The following is a 19163-nucleotide window of genomic DNA, read 5'->3' on the forward strand; positions in this document are numbered from 1 at the left end:
CAAATTTAGCCCTCAGCGGACTAAAAAAAGTTGATGGTTGAATGAAAATAAAACGTTGTTATGCAACCAAAAGTTTCAAGATCAGGAACTTTCGGGCAGGCTGCCGGCGTTCGCTTCTTCCTGTGGCTGCTCGCGTTTGACCAGCACATTGGCGTGCATATCTGTATAATTGAACCGGTTGCGAACCACATCTATAGCCAGGAACAAGGCCCGGCGGAAAGATGAAGGATCGGCGGTGTTTTTTCCGGCGATATCGTATCCGGTGCCGTGATCGGGAGAAGTGCGTACCTTCCCTAATCCGGCCGTGAAATTGATGCCCTCTCCGAAAGAAAGCAGCTTGAAGGGCACCAGCCCCTGGTCGTGGTACATCGCCAGAATGGCATCGTACTTGACGTATTGTTTGGAGCCAAAGAAACCGTCAGCGGGGAACGGACCGGAGATTAGCATACCCTTTTTCTTGCATTCCACGATGGCCGGGCGGATCTTCTTCTCTTCATCGTCGCCGATGACACCATTGTCGCTGGCGTGGGGATTGAGCCCCAGTACGGCGATCGTCGGCCGCTCGATCCCAAAGTCCATCTGCAGACTTTCGTGCATGATCTTCAGCTTCCGTATAATGAGGTCTTTGTTCAGCAGGGCCGACACCTGCTCCAGCGGGATATGATTGGTCACCAGCCCGATGCGCAGGGATTCGTTTACCATGAACATCAGGTTTTCCTTTCCCTCCAGCATGTAGGTAAGAAACTCCGTGTGCCCGGTAAATTTGAAATCCGCCATCTTCATCGCCTCCTTATTGATCGGTGCGGTAATGAGCGCATCCACCAGACCTGCTTTGAGGTCCTTGGTGGCGGTATCCAGTGAGCGCAGGGCGTATTCGCCACCTTCTTTGGTCGCCTTGCCGAGCGTGATATTGACGTTCTCCTGCCAGCAGTTCACGATGTTGATCTTACCCTCCTGGGCCTGATCGGCGGCGCGGATGCTGTGAAAATGAAAATCGTCGTCAACAATATTTTTATGGTAGGAAATGACTTTGCTGGATCCGTAGATCACCGGAGTGCAATAATTTAAAAGTTGTGTTGCTCCCAGTGTTTTAATAATCACCTCTAATCCGACCCCATTTATATCTCCAATACTAATGCCTACTTTAACTTTCTCCATACTGAGTTTATGTTTTTAAAAACAAGAGCTGGCGTCTCGAAGACCTGCGGGCGGTAATGACCGTTTTTTTACCCGGAGGCTTTGCGCTTTTCTAAAACGGTCAGATTGCGGCCTGTGGTGCAATCCCGCTGCTCATTCTTACTTCGCCGCGGACCGTTTTGTGATCAGCATTCTTCCAGCCTCATGTTGAAAGAAAGCAAAAATAAGGAATATTAATCATTCTCTGCCTTTTGCGTACCTTTGTCCGCCAATTCCCTACTATATTGAAAGCAAAGAAGTCATACGGTCAACATTTTTTGAACAACGAGCATCTCGCCGAGCGCATCGCTCAGCTATTGCGACCGGAATTAGCTTACCAGCGGGTCCTCGAAGTCGGGCCGGGAAAAGGCATGCTCACCAAGTATCTCCTGGATCAGGATTTTCGGCTTACCGTCGTAGAAGCGGACCGGGACATGGTCAATTATCTGCAGCGGCATTATCCGGCGCTGAAAGAGGACATTATCAGCGCGGATTTCCTAAAAGTACCGCTCGATCGCCTTTTTACGGAACCTTTTGCCCTGATTGGGAATTTTCCCTATAACATTTCTTCTCAGATCCTCTTCAAAATGCTGGAATACCGGCACCTGATCCCGGAAATGGTCGGTATGTTCCAGCTGGAAGTTGCCGAACGCATCATCGCGCCCCCGGGTAACAAGGTGTACGGCGTGATCAGCGTATTGGTGCAGGCGTATTACGAGGGAGAGATGTGTATTGAAGTGGACAGAAGGAATTTTACACCGCCACCCAAGGTGCAGTCCGGCGTGATCCGGCTTACCCGGAAAGCGGAAACGGAGATCGGGTGCGACGAAAAACTGTTTCGCCGCGTAGTGAAGCAGGCTTTCAGCCAGCGGCGCAAGATGCTGCGGAACACGATGAAATCCATCCTTACGGACCAGGAATTGCTCGCCGATAGTTTTTTTAACCAGCGACCGGAAAAACTTTCGGTGGCGGATTTTGTACAAATAACAAAGTGGATCGAAGAACGCCGGTAACCTGAGGGTTAATCGCCGGGATGCACGATTGAAGTAAAACATTGAAAATAGTATCATAAAATCAATTATCATGACACTCGAAGAAAGGATCAAACCCGACCTGGTAGCTGCAATGAAAGCCAAAGACCAGGCAAGTTTGCGGGGAATTCGAGCTATTAAGGCAGCTATTTTATTAGCTAAGACAGATGGCTCCGGAAGGGCAATCACTCCGGAAGTTGAAATTAAAATGTTGCAAAAGCTGATTAAGCAAAGAAAAGACTCGCTGGAGATCTACGAAAAGCAGGACCGTGGGGACCTGGCCGTTACCGAACGGGAAGAGATCGAAGTGATTGAAAGATATCTGCCCGAGCAGGTCAGCCAGGAAGAGCTGGAAAAAGTGATCAAAGACATCATCGAGAAGACCGGTGCTTCCTCTATGAAGGATATGGGCAAAGTGATGGGAATGGCCAATAAGCAACTGGCCGGCCGTGCCGACGGTAAGACCATCTCCGCTGTAGTAAAGCAATTGTTGAATTAGTGAGGGTTCCGGTACCGGGTGCCCGGTACGAGACACCCGGTGCAGGTACCCTGCAAATTTTCCTAACCACAATAACTAAGAACCAATATGGATAAGCGTTTCCTAAAACAATTAGGATTGCGAAAACACAATGCCGGTACGATGACCGGCCTGGAATCAACCAATTCCAGTAAGTATATCAAATCATTCTCTCCGGTAGACGGAGAGCTGATCGGGAGCGTCAGTAAAACGACCCGTGAAGAATACGATGCGGTGATCGCCGCGGCCCAGGAGGCTTTCAAGACCTGGCGACTGCTGCCCGCACCGAAACGCGGAGAGATCATCCGCCAGTACGGAGAAGAGTTGCGCCGGATGAAGGACCCGCTGGGCCGACTGGTATCCTATGAAATGGGCAAAAGCCTGCAGGAAGGCTGGGGTGAAGTACAGGAGATGATCGATATCTGCGACTTCGCCGTGGGACTTTCCCGCCAGTTGTACGGCCTGAGCATGCATTCCGAACGTCCCGGACACCGCATGTACGAGCAATGGCATCCGCTGGGCATCGTCGGGGTGATCTCGGCTTTCAACTTCCCGGTTGCCGTATGGTCCTGGAATGCAATGATCGCCCTGGTCTGCGGCGATGTGGTCGTTTGGAAACCTTCCGAAAAAGCGCCGATGTGCGGAGTGGCCTGCCAGCAACTGTTCCAGAAAGTACTGCAGGAAAATGAAGTGCCGGAAGGCGTGTGTTCCCTGATCAACGGGGACTATAAAGTCGGGGAATTCCTGACGAAAGACGAACGGGTTGCCCTGGTATCGGCTACGGGTAGTATCCGCATGGGTAAGATCGTAGCGGCTACGGTCGGTGCCCGTCTGGGCAAGACCCTACTGGAACTGGGCGGCAACAACGCCATCATCGTGACTCCGAATGCAGACCTGGATATCGTACTGACGGGCGCTCTGTTCGGAGCGGTAGGTACGGCCGGTCAGCGTTGTACATCTACCCGCCGGCTGATCGTACACGAGAGCATTTACGATGAAGTCAAACAGAAATTAGCGAAAGCTTATCCGCAATTGCGTATCGGAGATCCGCTGGATGAGAACAACCACGTCGGTCCCCTGATCGATACCCAGGCGGTAGATCAGTACCTGTCGGCCATCGAGGCCGTTGAGCGGGAAGGCGGTAACTTCCTGGTGGAAGGTGGTCGTCTTGAAGGGGATGCCTACAGCAGCGGTTGCTACGTCAAACCCTGTATTGCGGAAGTGGAGCACGACTTTGAGATCGTTCACCACGAGACTTTCGCGCCGATCCTGTATCTGATCAAGTATTCCGACCTGAGTGAGGCGCTGGCTTACAATAATGAAGTACCGCAGGGCCTTTCTTCGGCAATTATGACCAATAATCTGCGGGAAGCCGAACTCTTCCTGTCTGCTGCAGGTTCTGATTGCGGTATTGCTAACGTGAACATCGGTACCAGTGGTGCTGAGATCGGAGGTGCTTTCGGTGGCGAAAAAGAAACCGGAGGTGGTCGGGAAAGCGGTTCCGATGCCTGGAAAGCGTATATGCGCCGGCAGACCAATACCATTAATTATAGCGAAACGCTACCCCTGGCACAGGGCATAAAATTTGATCTTTAAGATCGAAGACTGATCGCGGAGCATCCCGGGTTTTTTGAAGAACCCGGGATGTGTCCGTCAAGCTGTGCCGGGTACTGACAGACACCTACAACGAATATATTTCCGTGCAAAAACATCGTCTTTAAACGATTGCGAAGTATATTCGTCCAAAACTACCTTGTTATCATATGGGCTTATTAATCCTTTTCTTCCTTCTTTCCATATTCTTTTCTTTTCTCTGTTCGGTTCTGGAAGCCGTTTTGTTAAGTGTGACTCCCTCCTACGTGCAGGTCAAACTGCAGGAAGGTTCCGTTACCGGTAAACTGCTCGCGGAGTACAAAGAGGATATTGATAAGCCCCTTTCCGCCATCCTGACGCTCAACACCATTGCCCACACCGTAGGTGCTATTGGGGTAGGTGCCCAGGCCGGGGCTATGTTCGAAGGGGACGCTATACCGCTCTTCGGAGATGTGTCCATTAGCTACGAATCCGTGATCGCTTCCCTGATGACGCTGGCCATTCTGGTACTTTCCGAGATCATCCCGAAGACCATCGGCGCAAACTACTGGCAGAGCCTGGCTCCGTTCACGGTAAAGACCCTGAAAGTGCTGTTGTGGATCCTGAGACCTTTTGTTTGGATCAGCCAGTTGATCACCAAAACCCTGAAGAAAGACAAGGACCGCAGTGTACTGAGCCGCGCAGATTTCACGGCCATGACCAAAGTGGGCGAGGAAAGCGGAGCGCTCGAGGAACACGAGTCCAAGATTATCAAGAACCTGCTGGAGTTTGAAAAACTGAGCGTTCGCGATATCATGACCCCGAAAACGGTACTCATCATGGGCCGGGAAACGGAGTTGCTTAAGGATTACTACAACGAAAATACGCCGATACGTTTTTCCCGCATTCCCATATTCCGGGAAAACCGGGACGATGTGACCGGTATTATGCTGAAGGACGATCTGCTGCAAAAGCTTGTCGAAGCGAAAGGAGATACCCCGCTGAAGGATATCAAAAGGGAAGTTTCCTTCGTGCAGGACGATATGCCGTTACCGGCGCTGTTTGATCATTTCACCACCAAGCGGGATCACCTGTCCATGGTAGTAGACAATTACGGGAGTGTAGTTGGCCTGGTAACGATGGAAGATCTTTTTGAAACACTGCTCGGTCAGGAGATCATGGATGAGATGGACGAAGTGGCCGATCTGCAAAAACTGGCCCGCCGCAAGTGGGAAGAAAGGTTTAAAAAGAAAGGAGAATAATAAGATTAAGCCCGGTATTGGACACCCGCCGAAACGAATACCCCATACCGGGCCTACCAAAAAACTGCCGAATATTATATCTCTCTAAAATCGGCCTTGCTCAGATCCACTTTGGGATCGGAAGGAGCCATTGGAGGCAGTTTCCCGTCGTTATCGCGTAAATGCTGACGCAGCCATTTAGCCGCCGTTTTATATTTTTCAAAATTATACGATTCCGGTACCAGTCCGGGGACCAGATTGATCCGTCGGAACATGTCTTCCGGCTGGCCGTGCAGTCCGGTAAATAATACGGTGATGCCCTGGGACTGCAGGTCCTGGATCGCTTCCTCCATGGCGTATAATCCGGACTGATCCACGTAGGGTACCCGACTCATCCGGATGATCACCACCTGGATCTCCGGCAAGGCCTTGACCATTTCGCTGAAGCGGGAGGAGAATCCGAAGAATAAAGGCCCGTCCAGGTGTTTGATGTAAACCAGATTACCGATGCGGTCGATAATATCTCCTTCGTCTTCCCAGGAGATCTCCCGGGCAAAATCGCGCAGAGGAGTAGATTCGGCTTTCTTGCCGATGACATCGGAAATATTTTTCATGAACAGGATCGCGGCCAGTACCATTCCGATAGCCACTGCTTCAAGCAGGCCGATAAAGACGGTAAGCAGCAGCACAACCACCATCACTACCGCGTCGGCGCGCGGGATAGTCCGCAGATGCCGGAAGCCTTTGTAATCGATAATGCTGATGCCCACGGTGATGAGGATACCCGCCAGTACCGCATTGGGAATGATGCCGACCAGAGAGCCGAGTCCCAATAATACGAAGAGGAGTAATGCGCCGGCAACCACGCCGGAGATCTTGGTGCGTCCGCCGGAATTTACGTTGATCACGGTCCGCATGGTTGCGCCCGCACCGGGTAGGCCGCCGATCAGGGCCGAGCCCATATTACCAATGCCCTGTCCGATCAGTTCCTGATTACTATCGTGCTTGGTTTTAGTGATGTTGTCGGCAACTACGGAGGTCAGCAGGGAGTCAATAGCGCCCAGAGCCGCCAGGGTGAAACCGAATTCCACCATCCAGAGCAGGTGTCCGAAATCAGCAAATACACTGAAGAAACCCAGATGGAGCGTAGGCAGGCCGGTAGGAACACCACCTTCGGTACTATCGTTGATCACACTGACCTGACCGTTGGTGAACAGGAAGAAAGCTATTCCGGAAATCAGGATGAGGGCCACCAGCGAACTGGGTACCGCCCGGGTTATTTTCGGGAACAGATAGATAATGCCGATCGTAGCCCCGGCCAGCAGCACGGAATACCAGTTGAGTATCTCGGGGACCTGGCCCAGACTGGTTACCGTTCCGATCGACCCGCCGGTTGGTGCCGGTGCCCCGAAGAACGGGAAGATCTGGCTGATGATGATAATGACTCCGATACCGCTCATAAAGCCGGAAACGACCGGATAGGGGATGTATCGGATGTAACGGCCGAGGCCAAAGACCCCCATCAGCATTTCCAGAATACCGGCCAGAAAAAAGGTGCCGATAATGATCGGAAATGCCGTAGTTAAGTCTCCGGCGTAATTGATCGCTTCCAGGATCACCACGGCGGAGACCACCGTCATTGGAGCAGTCGGGCCACTGATCTGAGTGGCCGTACCACCGAAGAGGGCGGCCAGAATACCGATGGCAATCGCACCGTACAGGCCGGCGATAGCACCGAGTTCGGTCTGTTCACCGAAGGCTAGTGCCAGGGGCAGGGCAACGATACCGGCGGTAATACCACCAAAAAGGTCGCCACGAAAATGGGAAAAGTCGAATTTGAAAAAGTTTCGAAGGGCATTCATAGGCATATTGGTATGAAAGCGTTGAGAAATGAAAAGTATGGTTGTAGATTTAGATAGTTTTACTATTACCTTTATAAACAAATTTATTAAAAATTTGCTTAAAACTACTTACGCTTATCGTAAATCTTACTTTTGACGCTCAATGCCATCAATAATTATGCGACAGGCCTCTTTTACCTGATTTTCATTTATGATCAAAGGCGGCGCAATGCGGAGGGAGTGGCTGTTAAACAGGAACCAGTCCGTCACCAGTCCGTTCGCCAGACAGTGCCTGATCACGCCCTGTACGAAATCAAAATCCGGTAGTTCCACGGCCATCCAGAGCCCGGCGGATCGCTTGTCCACGATCTTCGGATGATCCAGTAATTCCCGGAATAGTTGTTCCTTGGCTTTTACCTGATCGATCAGGTCCGTAGACAATAAAGTCTGGAGGGTTGCCAGGGCCGCGGCGCAACTGACCGGATGGCCGCCGAATGTCGTGATGTGCCCTAGAATGGGATTGTGGGAAAGTACCTGCATCAACTCCCGGCTGGCCACAAATGCACCGATGGGCATGCCGCCTCCCATGCCTTTGGCCAGGAGTAGTATATCCGGTACGATGCCGTATTGCTGGAACGCCCAGAGGGTTCCGGTACGTCCGTAACCGGCCTGGATCTCGTCCAGGATCAACAATGCTCCGACGTCTTCACAACGCTCCTTCAGGCGAAGCAGGTAGGTATCGGTTGGGCGCCGGATCCCCCACTCGGCCTGTACGGTTTCGACGATTACCGCCGCTGTGTGCCGGTCGATCTTATCCAGATCTTCTTCTTCGTTAAATTCGATGTGTTCGATGCCGGGCAGGAGCGGATGATAGGCCTGGGTAAAATCAGTCGGCCACATCAGACTGGCCGCTCCCTGACTGCTTCCGTGGTAAGCATATCTGGCGGCAACGATCTTCGGCCGTCCGGTATAGCGTTTGGCCAGCTTCATGGCTCCTTCGGTGGCTTCCGTTCCGGAATTGACGAAATAAACGCTGTCGAGCGGTTCCGGCAGATGCTCCGCCATGAGCTGGGCCAGCTGGATCTGAGGAGCAAGCACGAATTCACCGTAAACGATGGTATGGAGGTATTTGTCCAGTTGATCCTTAGCCGCCTGCACCACGGCCGGATGGCGATGCCCCAGGCTGCTGACGCCGATCCCGGCGATCAGATCGAGATAGGCCTTGCCCTCCGGGTCGTAGAGATACATGCCTTCGGCACTGGTAATTTCCAGCATGAGCGGGGTTTCACTGGTCTGGGCAACGTGTTGTAGAAATAATTGTCTGAGATTCGACATAAAAGCGGGCTGTTGTGAGCAATGGAAAAATTAGCGGTAAATTGATAACAGATTACTAGCCAATTAGATCGGGCTTTTCCCAAAAGGAGGCCTATCGATTAACCGGCGTTAGCAAAATATTAAATTGGGGCTAAGTTTAGTCATACTCCCTAAATTTTGGTTAACTTGGCGTTAGTTACCTAAACATTATTCATAAATCTGTTAGCGCGAAATGCTGTTTGGCGATTTCCCGGCGGCAAGGAAACCATGAAAAGGTATATCCTGAGCATATCGATCCTGATCCTTGGCTTGTATTCCTGCCAGTACGAGACCCATCGCCTGAACAATTTTGCGGTGCACGGCCTGGATGTGTCCCATTATCAGTCGAAGATCACCTGGGATACCGTCGCACAACAGTCCATTCATTTTGCCTTCGTCAAGGCTACTGAAGGTGAATTCTACGTAGATTCCCTGTTCTGTCACAACTGGTCCGAGATCCAGCGCGTCGGCATGAAGCGCGGTGCCTACCATTTCTTTCGGCCGACACTGACCGCCGAGACCCAGTTCGCCAATTTCGCCCGCATGGTTCAGCTACAGCCCGGCGATATGCCCCCGGTGCTGGACGTGGAAGTGATCGACGATGCTTCCAAGGTGGAGCTGATCACCAAAGTGCGTACCTGGCTGTATCTCGCGGAGATCCGCTATCGCATCAAACCCATTCTGTATTCCAACCAGAAATTCTACAACCGTTACCTGGCCGGTCATTTTGATGATTACCCGGTCTGGATCGCCCGCTACAATACGCAGCAGCCGGACCTGGCTTACGAACGTGCCTGGCACTTCTGGCAATACGGCAACCGCGGCCGGGTGAAAGGGGTAGAAGGTTTCGTGGATTTCAATGTATTCGAAGGGACGCTGGCCGATCTGGAAAAGATGTGCTGGACGCCCGCCCATGCCCTCTTGGCCCCTCCGATGACGGAGGATGTAGCCATGCGCTGACCGATCCGCGACCCGTCCGTCCCGTCATTCTCATTTCTTCCCACTATAATCGGGTCAATTTCCTTAGCTTTGCCTTCCACTATTAATAACTTACATGTCTGACGAACACGACTTTTCTATTGGTGACCTGGTGATCTATAAGAACAACCAGTTGGTGGCCTTCAACAAACCCTCCGGCCTGGCGGTACAGCACGATCAGGGTGACAACAAATCCCTGCATGCCCTCGGCGAGATCTATACCAAAGGCAAATTGTTTATCATTCACCGGCTGGATCAGCCGGCCAGCGGCGTTATCCTCTTTGCGAAAACGCCCAATGCGCTGGTATCGCTCAACGAACAGTTTCGCAGCCGGGAAACGCAAAAGACCTATCTGGCGGTAGTTGGCGAAATGCCGGCAGAGCCGGAAGGCATGCTGGTCCACTACCTGCGAAAAGACGGTAAACAGAACAAGAGTCAGGCTTACGATAAACCTTCCCCGGGCAGCAAACGGGCGGAACTTTCCTACAAACATCTGGCGAGTAGTGATCGCTACCATCTGTTGGAGGTCAACCTGCATACCGGCCGGCACCACCAGATCCGGGCGCAACTGGCTGCGATCGGCTGCCCGATCAAGGGAGATGTGAAATACGGATTTCGGCGCTCCAACCGGGATCGATCCATCCACCTGCACGCCTGGAAACTCAATTTCGTGCATCCGGTGTCCAAGGAAAAAGAAAGTCTGCAGGCGAGCCTGCCGGCCAATGATCCGGTCTGGGATGCGTTCGGCGATCAGCTGCAATAGGCCGGATCTGCCGTCATTTTTATCAGAACGAACGGATTGGCTTTCAGCTACGATTTATGATAAATACCAGCTACTACCCTTATGGATAAACTACTCCAATATTTTCCCGATCTCAGCGAGCGGCAGATCGAGCAATTTCGGCAATTGGGACCGCTGTACCGGGAGTGGAACGATAAGATCAACGTCATTTCCCGCAAGGATATCGATAACCTTTTCGAACACCACGTTCTGCATTCCATGGCGATTGCCCAGGTGGTTTCCTTCAAACCCAAGGCCCGTGTATTGGATCTCGGTACCGGTGGAGGCTTCCCGGGTATTCCTCTGGCCATCCTGTTTCCCGAAACCTCTTTTACCCTGGTCGACGGCACCCGTAAAAAGATCACGGTGGTGCAGGAAGTAGCCGAAGCGGTGAAACTGGAGAATGTAACGGCCCGGCATATCCGGGTGGAAGAACTCAAGGGACAATTCGATTTTGTGGTGACCCGGGCGGTTGCCCGTTTGGAAAAGCTGGTGCCCTGGAGTTTTCGCCTCATCAAGGAAAAACAGCAACACGCGCTGCCCAATGGTTTGTTGGCGCTCAAAGGCGGTAACATCAAAGAGGAGATCCAGGCACTGGGGCGCGGCTCCTATACGGAAGTATTTCCCCTATCCGAATTCTTTGACCTGCCTTACTTTGAAGAAAAATGCATCGTCTACGTTCAGTGGTAATTTTTTAATTTGCTTTTTTGGTTTAATTACAGTATATTGTTTCAACAATCTATTTGCTTATGAAATAAACTGTCATGAAAACCCATCGTAGAGAAATTATGATCTATTACAATCCGGACTCCAGCTCGGATCGTATGACGGTTGCGCATGCGCAAAGCGTTTCCAGGCATATTAAGTCTTATGCTTTTGGCCGTACGCCAAGTACCGGTACCAGTTGGTATCAGATCATTCGTGCGTTGGGAAAACATCCCAAAGAGTTGATGAACAAAGCCCACCCCTACTATCAACAACACATCCGTGGGCGCGAATTTGATGATGAATCCTGGATCAATGTGATCCGTTATAACCCCGATATCCTAAAAGCACCTATTGCCGTAAGAGGCCAGCGAGCCATCGTTTGTTCTACGCCTACTGACATATACAAACTGATGGATGGCACTCCCCCAAACTTATTGTAGATCTAATTAATTATACCTAAACCTTACCTTCCCTTCAGGGTGGAAATCTTTGCTCCTATCTCCTCCTTTTCCACCCTGATTTTTTTTCTCTCTTTTCATAACTGGATATTTTCGCTGACCGACTGGCTGCCGGATTTGCTATCTTTGCAGGGAGTCAAAAAGATTCGTAGCTGTTTGACGGAAGGGCAATCAGCTACTATCGATATAACGAAGACGGTGCGGTAGCTGGGTACGGTGTATACAACCGGTAAACAGCAGGAGGCTCGCTCAGACGAAGGCGGAGCATACGGTCGGATCGCACTGCATTTAGAAGAATATAGATGATCGCTTATACGCAACGGGATACACTAGGGCGCGAAACGGCCATTACGACACTACGACTGGATCTGAAAGGGGCGGAAAATTTTCCGGAATGGGTGTTTGATCTTTCCAATCTGCAGGAACTCCACCTGTTCAACGCCCGCTTTGGGCATGTACATTTTTCTGCCTGGCCCTGGCCGGAACTGGAGAAATTAAAACTGATCAACTGCGGTTTGCAGGAGATCTCACTGTCCGTCTTTTTACCATTACCCATCAGTCAGCTCGATCTGAGTGAGAATCCGGGTTTAGCCTGGCCGGTACAGGTGCTCGAAAAAGCCCCCCGTCTACAATCCTTTAATTTCAGTAAGAATAAGCTGGAAGCAACCAGCCTGGAGGCTCTGGGTAGCCTGAATAATTTGCGCAGCCTGTATCTGAGTGAAAATGAACTCACGCGCATACCCGCCGATGTGTTTCGACTGACCCAACTGCGGGTGCTGGAGATCGACGGCAATAAGATCGGCAGCATTCCACGGGGAATTGAGCAGGTCCCGCAACTGGATCAATTGAACGCCTCCCGGAATCGCATCCGGAAACTGCCCGATAACATCGGTAGCCTGGGGGCACTGAGCCAGTTGCAACTGAGTGAAAATCGTATCGGTAGCCTGCCGGCGGGTATCCGGGATTGCCTGATGCTGCGTAGACTGGATCTGCGGAAAAATAAATTGTCGAAATTCCCGGCTTCCCTGGATCAGCTTCCCTGGTTGAGCGATCTGGACCTTTCGGAAAATAAGATCGGGGCACTGCCCAAAAGCACCGAAACTTTTAAACAACTGGCAAAACTGGATCTGCACCGCAACACCATCAGCGAATTTAGTCTGAAGGTGGATCATCTTCCCCGGCTTCGCGAGCTGAATCTTAACCGCAACGAGCTGACTACACTGCCGCCCCTGCCTCCGTCACTATTTTCATTGAGCGCATCCAGTAATCAATTTCGGAAGATACCCGAGTCGGTACTCAATCTGCCGGATTTGAAGGAATTGTTCCTCGAGCGCAATAAGCTGGAGCAACTGCCGCCCGATTTCGGTAATCTGACCAGCAGTCTGATCCGGCTCGGTTTGGCGGGTAATCCGGTAAAATCGGAGGTGGAACCCCTGCTCAGCCTCCGCCAGTTGCGGGAGATCAGCGGGTTGTTGAGTGCCGCCAAAAGAAGAGATCTGCTGCTCGCCCAGCAATCAGCCCGGACGCTGAATCTGCCGGACGAACTCAGTGTGCCTTTTTTTCGCCTGCTTCGGTCCGCAAAAACCGTTTTGCCTACACTGAACTCCGAAGCCATACTGCTGGCCCTCAATCATCCCATCGGTAAGGTGGCCGCCGGGGTGCGCAAATACGTTCAGAAGGAATATGGCCTGCCGGCCAAAGGCCACCGGCTGAAAAAGGGGCATAAGCTGGGAGTTGTCGGACGTACGTTTTTTGATAAGAACCAACTTCAGGAGCGCCTGGCTGCCCTGGGGATTGAGTTGCTGGAGGATTATGACCCGGCAGTCTGTACCCATCTATTACTGGGTTTCCCGCAGCTACACCAGGAGATCCCTCCGGCCCGGCAGGTGATCATGAACGAAAAGGAACTGGTGCTGCGCCTGGACAAGCTGGAAAAGAAACCCTTACTGACGGAAAAATCGGAAGCCAGACTAGGCCGGCTTCAGCAGTTGCTGACGAGTCCGGATACTACGAACGTTCGCCTGGGATTCCGGATGATCACCGGCAACGGATTGCCGCCCCGGCTTTGGAATGAGCTGTTGGTGGCTTATTATCTGTGCGAGCGGGATCCGGGTTTGCAGCTACAGATTAAACACTACATTCGGTTGCGACTGGAAGATGAGGGAAAAAATAAGTTTTTTGCGGCACTGACTCCCCAACTGATCAAATGGGGAAAGATCAAGCCGGAAAAAGAAGAATTACTCCGGCGGAACCGATTTGATCTGGGTATTGTTCAAGGCTATTTAAAGTGATGCTCATCGACCGATCAGATAACCAAATTTTCATGCAACGTGTATTTAATAGAAACTCCCCGGCTGTTACTCCGTGAGTTTACTCCGGAGGATGCCGAAGCGATGTACGGACTGAATCTGGATCCCGAAGTGATCCGTTATACCGGAGACGGGCCATTTCCCTCCGTTGCCGAAGCACGTGATTTCCTGGAGCGATACGATGTGTACAAGCGTTACGGTATGGGACGTTTGGCCGTGCTGCGGCGGGAAGACGGACGTTGGCTGGGCTGGTGCGGCCTGAAATACCATCCGGATAAAGATGCGGTGGATCTCGGGTATCGTTTTTTCCGGGAGTTCTGGGGACAGGGTTACGCTACGGAATCCGGAAAAAGCTGTCTGGAGTACGGTTTTCGGACCCTGAAACTGGAAGAGATCATTGCTCACGTCATCAAAGCCAACCTTGCTTCCGTTCGGGTGTTAGAAAAACTGGGGTTTTCCAATTGGACACCCCATAATTTTGACGGACACGAGGGGATGCAGGGCATGATAAAAAATCCGTACTTTGTACAATAGCTATGACGACAGAAGATTATAAAAAAATAGCCGATACTGTTCCCAGACAACCGGGCGTATACCGTTTCCTGGATGGTGAAGGGACTATCTTGTACGTGGGCAAGGCAAAGAACCTGAAAAACCGGGTAGCTTCCTATTTCGGGCAGCGGCGTGATCGCGCGCACAAGACCCGGGTAATGGTTAAAAATGCCAACCGGATCAACTTTACCATTGTCGAGACGGAAGCAGATGCGCTGCTGCTGGAAAATACGCTGATCAAAAAGCACCAGCCGCGGTACAATGTGATGCTGAAAGACGGCAAGTCCTATTCGTATATCTGCATCAAGAACGAACGTTTCCCACGGGTCTTCATCACGCGTTATGTGGTGCGGGACGGATCGACCTATTTCGGGCCCTACACTTCCAAATCCCGGATCAAGATCATTCTGGACCTGATCAAACAATTGTTTCCACTGCGTACCTGTAGTTTCAATTTGTCCGAATCCAATATAGAGGCCGGTAAATTCAAAGTGTGTCTGGAATACCACATCAAAAATTGCCTCGGTCCCTGTGAAGGTCTAGAAGAAGAATCGGAATACAACGAAAAGATCGAGCAGGTTAAGAATATCCTGCGGGGGAATTTCGGGGCGGTAGTGGGCCACTTTAAGGGGGAGATGCAGCGGCACGCCGAAAACCTGGACTTCGAAAAAGCCCAGCAGATCAAAGAGAAGCTTACGGCATTTGAGGATTACCAGGCGAAGTCTACCGTGGTGAGTACCACCATCCGCGATGTGGACGTATTCTCCATCGCCTCGGACGAAAAGGAAGCTTACATCAATTACATCAAGGTCGTACACGGAGCGATCATCCATACGCATACCCAGGAACTGGTCAAAAACCTGGACGACGAGGAGGAAGACCTGCTGGCCTATGCGATCCCTATCCTGCGGGAGCGTTTCAATAGCATCGCCAATGAGGTGATCCTGCCCTACGAACTGGAACTGGGCGAAGAAGGGGTGAACATCACGGTCCCCAAGATCGGTGATAAGCGAAAGCTGCTCGACCTTTCCGAAAAGAACGTGAAATATTACCTTTTGCAAAAGAAGAAGCAGGAGATGAACCAGACGAGGAAACAAACTTCAGCCGAACGCATTCTCCGTACCCTGCAGAAGGATCTGCAAATGGATGCCCTGCCTATGCACCTGGAGTGTTTTGATAACTCCAATATTCAGGGCTCCCATCCGGTGGCTTCCTGTGTAGTATTCAAAAATGCCAAGCCCAGTAAAAAGGACTACCGCCATTTCAACATCAAAACGGTAGAGGGACCGAACGACTTTGCTTCGATGACCGAAGTCGTCTACCGGCGCTACAAGCGTTTGCTGGAGGAGCAGGAACCGCTACCCCAACTGGTGATCATCGACGGCGGTAAGGGGCAGTTGAGTTCGGCTATGGAAAGTATCCGTAAGCTTAATCTGGAAGACAAGATCACCGTGATCGGGATCGCCAAAAAGCTGGAAGAGATCTTTTTTCCGAACGATCCGCTACCGCTTTACATTGACAAAAAATCCGAATCGCTCAAACTGATCCAGCAGGCGCGGAACGAGGCGCACCGCTTTGCGATCACCTTTCACCGCAATCAGCGTTCCCGGGCTTTTCTCGGTACCGAGTTGACGGAAATTCCGGGGATCGGCAGTAAAACGGCCGAAAAGTTACTGACCCATTTCGGGTCTCTCAAAAAATTGCGACAGGCTACGGCGGCCGAGATCGCCGAAGTGAGTACGTTAAAAGTGGCGCAGAAGATCAAGGAGCATTTTGCCAAGAGTGAAGAGGCGTAGGTGTGTTGCTTCGCTGACGGCTTTCAGTAGATGATCATTCAAAATCTATTGGGCATACCCGTCGGGCAATGGATGCCCTCCATCTTTTCCCTACCACTTACCCAAAAAAGATCCCCCACAGGATAAAGAGTCCCGCCCAAAACAGGTTAAAAACCTGGGCGATCATATACACGATCAGGCAATACAACAGGGTACGCCAGAAGTTTTGGCGGAAGATCTGCTGGTAGGCATATACGAAATAGGCAACAGAAAGCATGGAGCCGATCGGCACATTGAGGTCGTTGGCAAAGATCGGGATGTTGAGGAGAAAAATAATTCCCTGGATGCTGAAAATGTAGGTGTTGATAACGAAATATTCCGCCAGGTTATAATCGAATTTTTTTCTGAAAATGAAGTAGCACCCCAGGGCGACGCCCGGCAGATTGCTGAGGTAATACAGGTTGAAGTATTTCTGTATCCCGGTGATCAGCAGTTTCAGGCCGGGTTTAAACAGGTCGGGGATCTGCTGCCATTCCTTTGGTTGGACCGAATTGATATCCGGCTGATTTTTACTGATCACAAACTGCACCATTAAAAAAGTAGCTACCGCCGTAGTGAGCAGCAGAAAACTCAGCGGCTTGATATAGGGGCTGCGATTTTCGTATAAGTACTCCTCTACCGCTCGCCGGGGACGCAATAAAAATTGTTTGATGGTATAGCCCAGACCTCGCTCGAGGTTGAACTGTTCCAGAAGGTCTTTTCGCAGTTTTCCGAGGGTGATCCTTTCCGGGGTGGTTGTGGACATAGCGTTTGAGTTTTTAAAATCCAATATGTCTGCTACCTTTGCGCATTGATCCAGATCGTGATACCTATGGCTTTCAAAAAATGGATGCTTAAGGCTGCTGTTCAAAAGACCATTTCTCTGCTTCCATACCGAAACCAGATCAACTTCTGGTTTCAAAAACACGTCACCAAAGGCGTACAGCTGGATGCCGATCATCTGCACTGGAAACTCACCCACGCCCGGGATCATATCCGTTACTGGCACAAGTATCTCCGCGAGCAGGGACCGGTATGCCTGGAATTAGGCACCGGCTGGTACCCTATCGTTCCTATCCTGCTGTATCTGCACGGTGCAAGAAAGATACAAACGATTGATCTAAATGCACATCTGACGAAGGAAACGCTGCAAATTAGTGTGGAAAAACTACAGGAAGAGCATGAGAGCGGACGTTTGACGCAGCAATTTCCGGAAATGCGGGCAGCGCGTTGGCAACATTTCCAGAAAACAGCGGCGGCTCTCGATACGCTTTCGTTATCCGAAGCGCTGGCTGAGCTGCAGATTGAAACGATCGTAGGAGATGCCCGTCAGCTACCGATGCCGGAGTATACCTTTGATCTGATCTGTTCCAACAATACTTTTGAGCATATTTTTCCGGAAGTACTGGCCGGTATTCTGAAAGAGTTCAGGCGGGTGCTCAAATCGGAGGGAGTGATGAGCCATTTTATCGATCTGTCCGACCATTTTGCCCATTTTGACACCTCGATCAATATCTACAACTTTCTGCGCTTCAGTCAGCGCACATGGGACCGGATCGATAATGACATCCAGCCTCAAAACCGCTGGCGCTGGCCGCAGTACAAAGCCCTGTACGATGAATTGGAGATCCCTATCCGGGAGGAGGTCGTACGTCCGGGAAACCCGGATCTGCTGGCCCGGGTACCGGTGCACGAAGAATGGGGCCGTTTTACAACCGAAGAACTGGCCATCAGCCACGGCTATCTGATCAGTTGAGGTGACGATCAGGGGGTGAGTTCGAGTTCTTCCTTATGCGCTTCCAGAACCGGAATAATAAAATCGATCAGTTCCCGTAGTTCCCAGCCGAGTAGCTCTGCTCCTTTTTTTACTTCTTCCCGGTCCACCGAAGCGGCAAAGGATTTAGTCTTGAGTTTTTTCAATACCGATTTGGCCTGCATTCCTTCGATACGGGTAGGGCGGATCAGGGCGGCCGCATAAATAAAGCCGGTGAGTTCATCCGCCGCCACGATGCATTTATCCAGCAGACTTTCCCGGGGCACGCCCCACTTGGTGTAATGGCCCGCAATGGCGTGTGCAATGTCCGGATGGCCCAGCTCTTCCAGCTTTTTTACGATGAGGTTGGGATGTTCATCGGGGTATTTATCGTAGTCGGCATCGTGCAATAATCCCGTAACGCCGAATTGTTCCTCATCCGCTCCAAAGTGCCGGGCCAGTGCCCGCATCACCAGTTCTACGGTCCGGGCGTGGCGGAGTAGTGCCGGAGATTCCGTCATCTCGTTCAGAAGCTGCTGGGCTTGTTCTCGATCCATGTGTTAATGTTTGGGATAAATATAAAAAACGCATCACAAAATACCACGCCAGACGTTTTACCGGGGAGATTAAATGTCTGGTAAATTCAACTATCCGGGAATTAGAGGTGTTACGTTTTTTTGCTGTTGTTCGATGAGGCCGGAAAACAAAAGCATTGTGGTCTTTTTGCGGACTTTAGAGCGAAAATTTCGACGAACGATAGGGGCTTGTCCCAACGGTAAGCATCCAAATGGTGTTTAAAAAACGTAACTAATTTATAAATCAAACGTCTAAAAGATAAAACCTTGTAAGCAATGGAGTGGAAGAGAAACTTTTTGAGAGTCCTTTTTATGTTGTTCATCCTGGCCTGCTACGGCTTTTTGTTCTTCATGCCCAGCATCATCTGATCAACCCAAAAAACAAGTAAGGGGCTAAAAACAAAAGGCTCACCTTCAAAAAACTGCGATTTTTTGTTTAAGTAGCTGTTATTCATACACTTGCGTGGATTTTAGCGGATTTTGCAACTCAAATCAAAACACTCA

Annotated in this window: 18 protein-coding genes; 12 read left to right on the plus strand and 6 right to left on the minus strand. The window is 51.0% G+C overall.

Going from position 1 to position 19163, the window contains the following annotated elements:
* Nucleotides 1–81 precede the first annotated feature (81 nt).
* The gene (pdxA, locus tag CRP01_RS38980; RefSeq protein ID WP_099155529.1) at nt 82–1158 is read right to left on the minus strand and encodes a 4-hydroxythreonine-4-phosphate dehydrogenase PdxA; all 1077 of its coding nucleotides are present in this window, start codon (nt 1156–1158) and stop codon (nt 82–84) included.
* Between the two features lie 263 nt (nt 1159–1421).
* On the opposite strand from pdxA, the gene rsmA reads away from it, so the two are divergent.
* From rsmA to CRP01_RS39000, 4 genes are all read left to right on the plus strand, one after another.
* Nucleotides 1422–2189, plus strand: a complete 768-nt coding sequence (gene rsmA / locus CRP01_RS38985; protein ID WP_099155545.1) for a 16S rRNA (adenine(1518)-N(6)/adenine(1519)-N(6))-dimethyltransferase RsmA — start codon at nt 1422–1424, stop codon at nt 2187–2189.
* A 70-nt stretch (nt 2190–2259) separates the two neighbouring features.
* Nucleotides 2260–2706 carry a GatB/YqeY domain-containing protein gene (locus CRP01_RS38990; protein WP_099155530.1) on the plus strand — a complete coding sequence of 149 codons (447 nt, stop codon included), beginning with the start codon at nt 2260–2262 and terminating at the stop codon, nt 2704–2706.
* 87 nt (nt 2707–2793) lie between these two features.
* Complete coding sequence (amaB, locus tag CRP01_RS38995) at nt 2794–4320, plus strand: L-piperidine-6-carboxylate dehydrogenase (protein ID WP_099155531.1); 1527 nt, start codon at nt 2794–2796, stop codon at nt 4318–4320.
* Nucleotides 4321–4487: 167 nt separating this feature from the next.
* Nucleotides 4488–5558: a CNNM domain-containing protein gene (locus CRP01_RS39000; RefSeq protein WP_099155532.1), complete on the plus strand. Its 1071-nt coding sequence runs from the start codon at nt 4488–4490 to the stop codon at nt 5556–5558.
* A gap of 74 nt (nt 5559–5632) precedes the next feature.
* Here CRP01_RS39000 and CRP01_RS39005 read toward each other — a convergent pair whose 3' ends face one another.
* Together CRP01_RS39005 and CRP01_RS39010 are read right to left on the minus strand one after the other, a co-directional pair.
* On the minus strand, nt 5633–7399 hold the full coding sequence (locus CRP01_RS39005; protein WP_099155533.1) for a SulP family inorganic anion transporter: 1767 nt from the start codon (nt 7397–7399) through the stop codon (nt 5633–5635).
* A gap of 126 nt (nt 7400–7525) precedes the next feature.
* On the minus strand, nt 7526–8713 hold the full coding sequence (locus tag CRP01_RS39010; protein ID WP_099155534.1) for an aspartate aminotransferase family protein: 1188 nt from the start codon (nt 8711–8713) through the stop codon (nt 7526–7528).
* Between the two features lie 246 nt (nt 8714–8959).
* On the opposite strand from CRP01_RS39010, the gene CRP01_RS39015 reads away from it, so the two are divergent.
* From CRP01_RS39015 to uvrC, 7 genes are all read left to right on the plus strand, one after another.
* Nucleotides 8960–9691 (plus strand): glycoside hydrolase family 25 protein, encoded by a 732-nt coding sequence (locus tag CRP01_RS39015; protein ID WP_099155535.1) that lies wholly within the window; start codon nt 8960–8962, stop codon nt 9689–9691.
* Between the two features lie 94 nt (nt 9692–9785).
* Nucleotides 9786–10472, plus strand: a complete 687-nt coding sequence (locus CRP01_RS39020) for an RluA family pseudouridine synthase (protein WP_099155536.1) — start codon at nt 9786–9788, stop codon at nt 10470–10472.
* A gap of 81 nt (nt 10473–10553) precedes the next feature.
* Entirely contained in the window at nt 10554–11180 is a 627-nt protein-coding gene (gene rsmG, locus CRP01_RS39025; RefSeq protein ID WP_099155537.1) for a 16S rRNA (guanine(527)-N(7))-methyltransferase RsmG, read from the plus strand.
* Nucleotides 11181–11254: 74 nt separating this feature from the next.
* Complete coding sequence (locus CRP01_RS39030) at nt 11255–11638, plus strand: ArsC/Spx/MgsR family protein (RefSeq protein ID WP_099155538.1); 384 nt, start codon at nt 11255–11257, stop codon at nt 11636–11638.
* 320 nt (nt 11639–11958) lie between these two features.
* Nucleotides 11959–13947 carry a leucine-rich repeat domain-containing protein gene (locus CRP01_RS39040; protein WP_099155540.1) on the plus strand — a complete coding sequence of 663 codons (1989 nt, stop codon included), beginning with the start codon at nt 11959–11961 and terminating at the stop codon, nt 13945–13947.
* A 39-nt stretch (nt 13948–13986) separates the two neighbouring features.
* On the plus strand, nt 13987–14499 hold the full coding sequence (locus CRP01_RS39045; RefSeq protein WP_222845928.1) for a GNAT family N-acetyltransferase: 513 nt from the start codon (nt 13987–13989) through the stop codon (nt 14497–14499).
* A 2-nt stretch (nt 14500–14501) separates the two neighbouring features.
* Entirely contained in the window at nt 14502–16313 is a 1812-nt protein-coding gene (gene uvrC, locus CRP01_RS39050; protein ID WP_099155541.1) for an excinuclease ABC subunit UvrC, read from the plus strand.
* Nucleotides 16314–16410: 97 nt separating this feature from the next.
* On the opposite strand, the gene CRP01_RS39055 is transcribed toward uvrC, so the two are convergent.
* Nucleotides 16411–17097 carry a DUF3667 domain-containing protein gene (locus CRP01_RS39055; protein WP_170110733.1) on the minus strand — a complete coding sequence of 229 codons (687 nt, stop codon included), beginning with the start codon at nt 17095–17097 and terminating at the stop codon, nt 16411–16413.
* Between the two features lie 66 nt (nt 17098–17163).
* Between CRP01_RS39055 and CRP01_RS39060 the strand changes: the two genes are divergently transcribed.
* Nucleotides 17164–18087: a class I SAM-dependent methyltransferase gene (locus CRP01_RS39060; protein WP_099155543.1), complete on the plus strand. Its 924-nt coding sequence runs from the start codon at nt 17164–17166 to the stop codon at nt 18085–18087.
* An 8-nt stretch (nt 18088–18095) separates the two neighbouring features.
* Here CRP01_RS39060 and CRP01_RS39065 read toward each other — a convergent pair whose 3' ends face one another.
* Nucleotides 18096–18641: an HD domain-containing protein gene (locus CRP01_RS39065; RefSeq protein ID WP_099155544.1), complete on the minus strand. Its 546-nt coding sequence runs from the start codon at nt 18639–18641 to the stop codon at nt 18096–18098.
* Nucleotides 18642–18991: 350 nt separating this feature from the next.
* Entirely contained in the window at nt 18992–19114 is a 123-nt protein-coding gene (locus CRP01_RS43260; RefSeq protein WP_262510351.1) for a hypothetical protein, read from the minus strand.
* Nucleotides 19115–19163: the final 49 nt, after the last annotated feature.

It is taken from the genome of Flavilitoribacter nigricans DSM 23189 = NBRC 102662, from assembly GCF_002646595.1.
GTDB lineage: Bacteria > Bacteroidota > Bacteroidia > Chitinophagales > Saprospiraceae > Flavilitoribacter > Flavilitoribacter nigricans.

Excerpts from the sequence above, each read along its gene's own strand:
- CRP01_RS39040 (WP_099155540.1), top strand. The coding sequence starts at position 11,959 with ATGATCGCTTATACGCAACGGGATACACTAGGGCGCGAAACGGCCATT.
- amaB (WP_099155531.1), top strand. The coding sequence starts at position 2,794 with ATGGATAAGCGTTTCCTAAAACAATTAGGATTGCGAAAACACAATGCC.
- CRP01_RS39020 (WP_099155536.1), top strand. The coding sequence starts at position 9,786 with ATGTCTGACGAACACGACTTTTCTATTGGTGACCTGGTGATCTATAAG.
- CRP01_RS39030 (WP_099155538.1), top strand. The coding sequence starts at position 11,255 with ATGAAAACCCATCGTAGAGAAATTATGATCTATTACAATCCGGACTCC.
- pdxA (WP_099155529.1), bottom strand. The coding sequence starts at position 1,158 with ATGGAGAAAGTTAAAGTAGGCATTAGTATTGGAGATATAAATGGGGTC.
- CRP01_RS39065 (WP_099155544.1), bottom strand. The coding sequence starts at position 18,641 with ATGGATCGAGAACAAGCCCAGCAGCTTCTGAACGAGATGACGGAATCT.
- CRP01_RS39055 (WP_170110733.1), bottom strand. The coding sequence starts at position 17,097 with ATGTCCACAACCACCCCGGAAAGGATCACCCTCGGAAAACTGCGAAAA.
- CRP01_RS38990 (WP_099155530.1), top strand. The coding sequence starts at position 2,260 with ATGACACTCGAAGAAAGGATCAAACCCGACCTGGTAGCTGCAATGAAA.
- CRP01_RS39010 (WP_099155534.1), bottom strand. The coding sequence starts at position 8,713 with ATGTCGAATCTCAGACAATTATTTCTACAACACGTTGCCCAGACCAGT.
- CRP01_RS39015 (WP_099155535.1), top strand. The coding sequence starts at position 8,960 with ATGAAAAGGTATATCCTGAGCATATCGATCCTGATCCTTGGCTTGTAT.
- CRP01_RS39005 (WP_099155533.1), bottom strand. The coding sequence starts at position 7,399 with ATGAATGCCCTTCGAAACTTTTTCAAATTCGACTTTTCCCATTTTCGT.
- CRP01_RS43260 (WP_262510351.1), bottom strand. The coding sequence starts at position 19,114 with ATGAATAACAGCTACTTAAACAAAAAATCGCAGTTTTTTGAAGGTGAG.
- uvrC (WP_099155541.1), top strand. The coding sequence starts at position 14,502 with ATGACGACAGAAGATTATAAAAAAATAGCCGATACTGTTCCCAGACAA.
- CRP01_RS39000 (WP_099155532.1), top strand. The coding sequence starts at position 4,488 with ATGGGCTTATTAATCCTTTTCTTCCTTCTTTCCATATTCTTTTCTTTT.
- CRP01_RS39060 (WP_099155543.1), top strand. The coding sequence starts at position 17,164 with ATGGCTTTCAAAAAATGGATGCTTAAGGCTGCTGTTCAAAAGACCATT.
- rsmG (WP_099155537.1), top strand. The coding sequence starts at position 10,554 with ATGGATAAACTACTCCAATATTTTCCCGATCTCAGCGAGCGGCAGATC.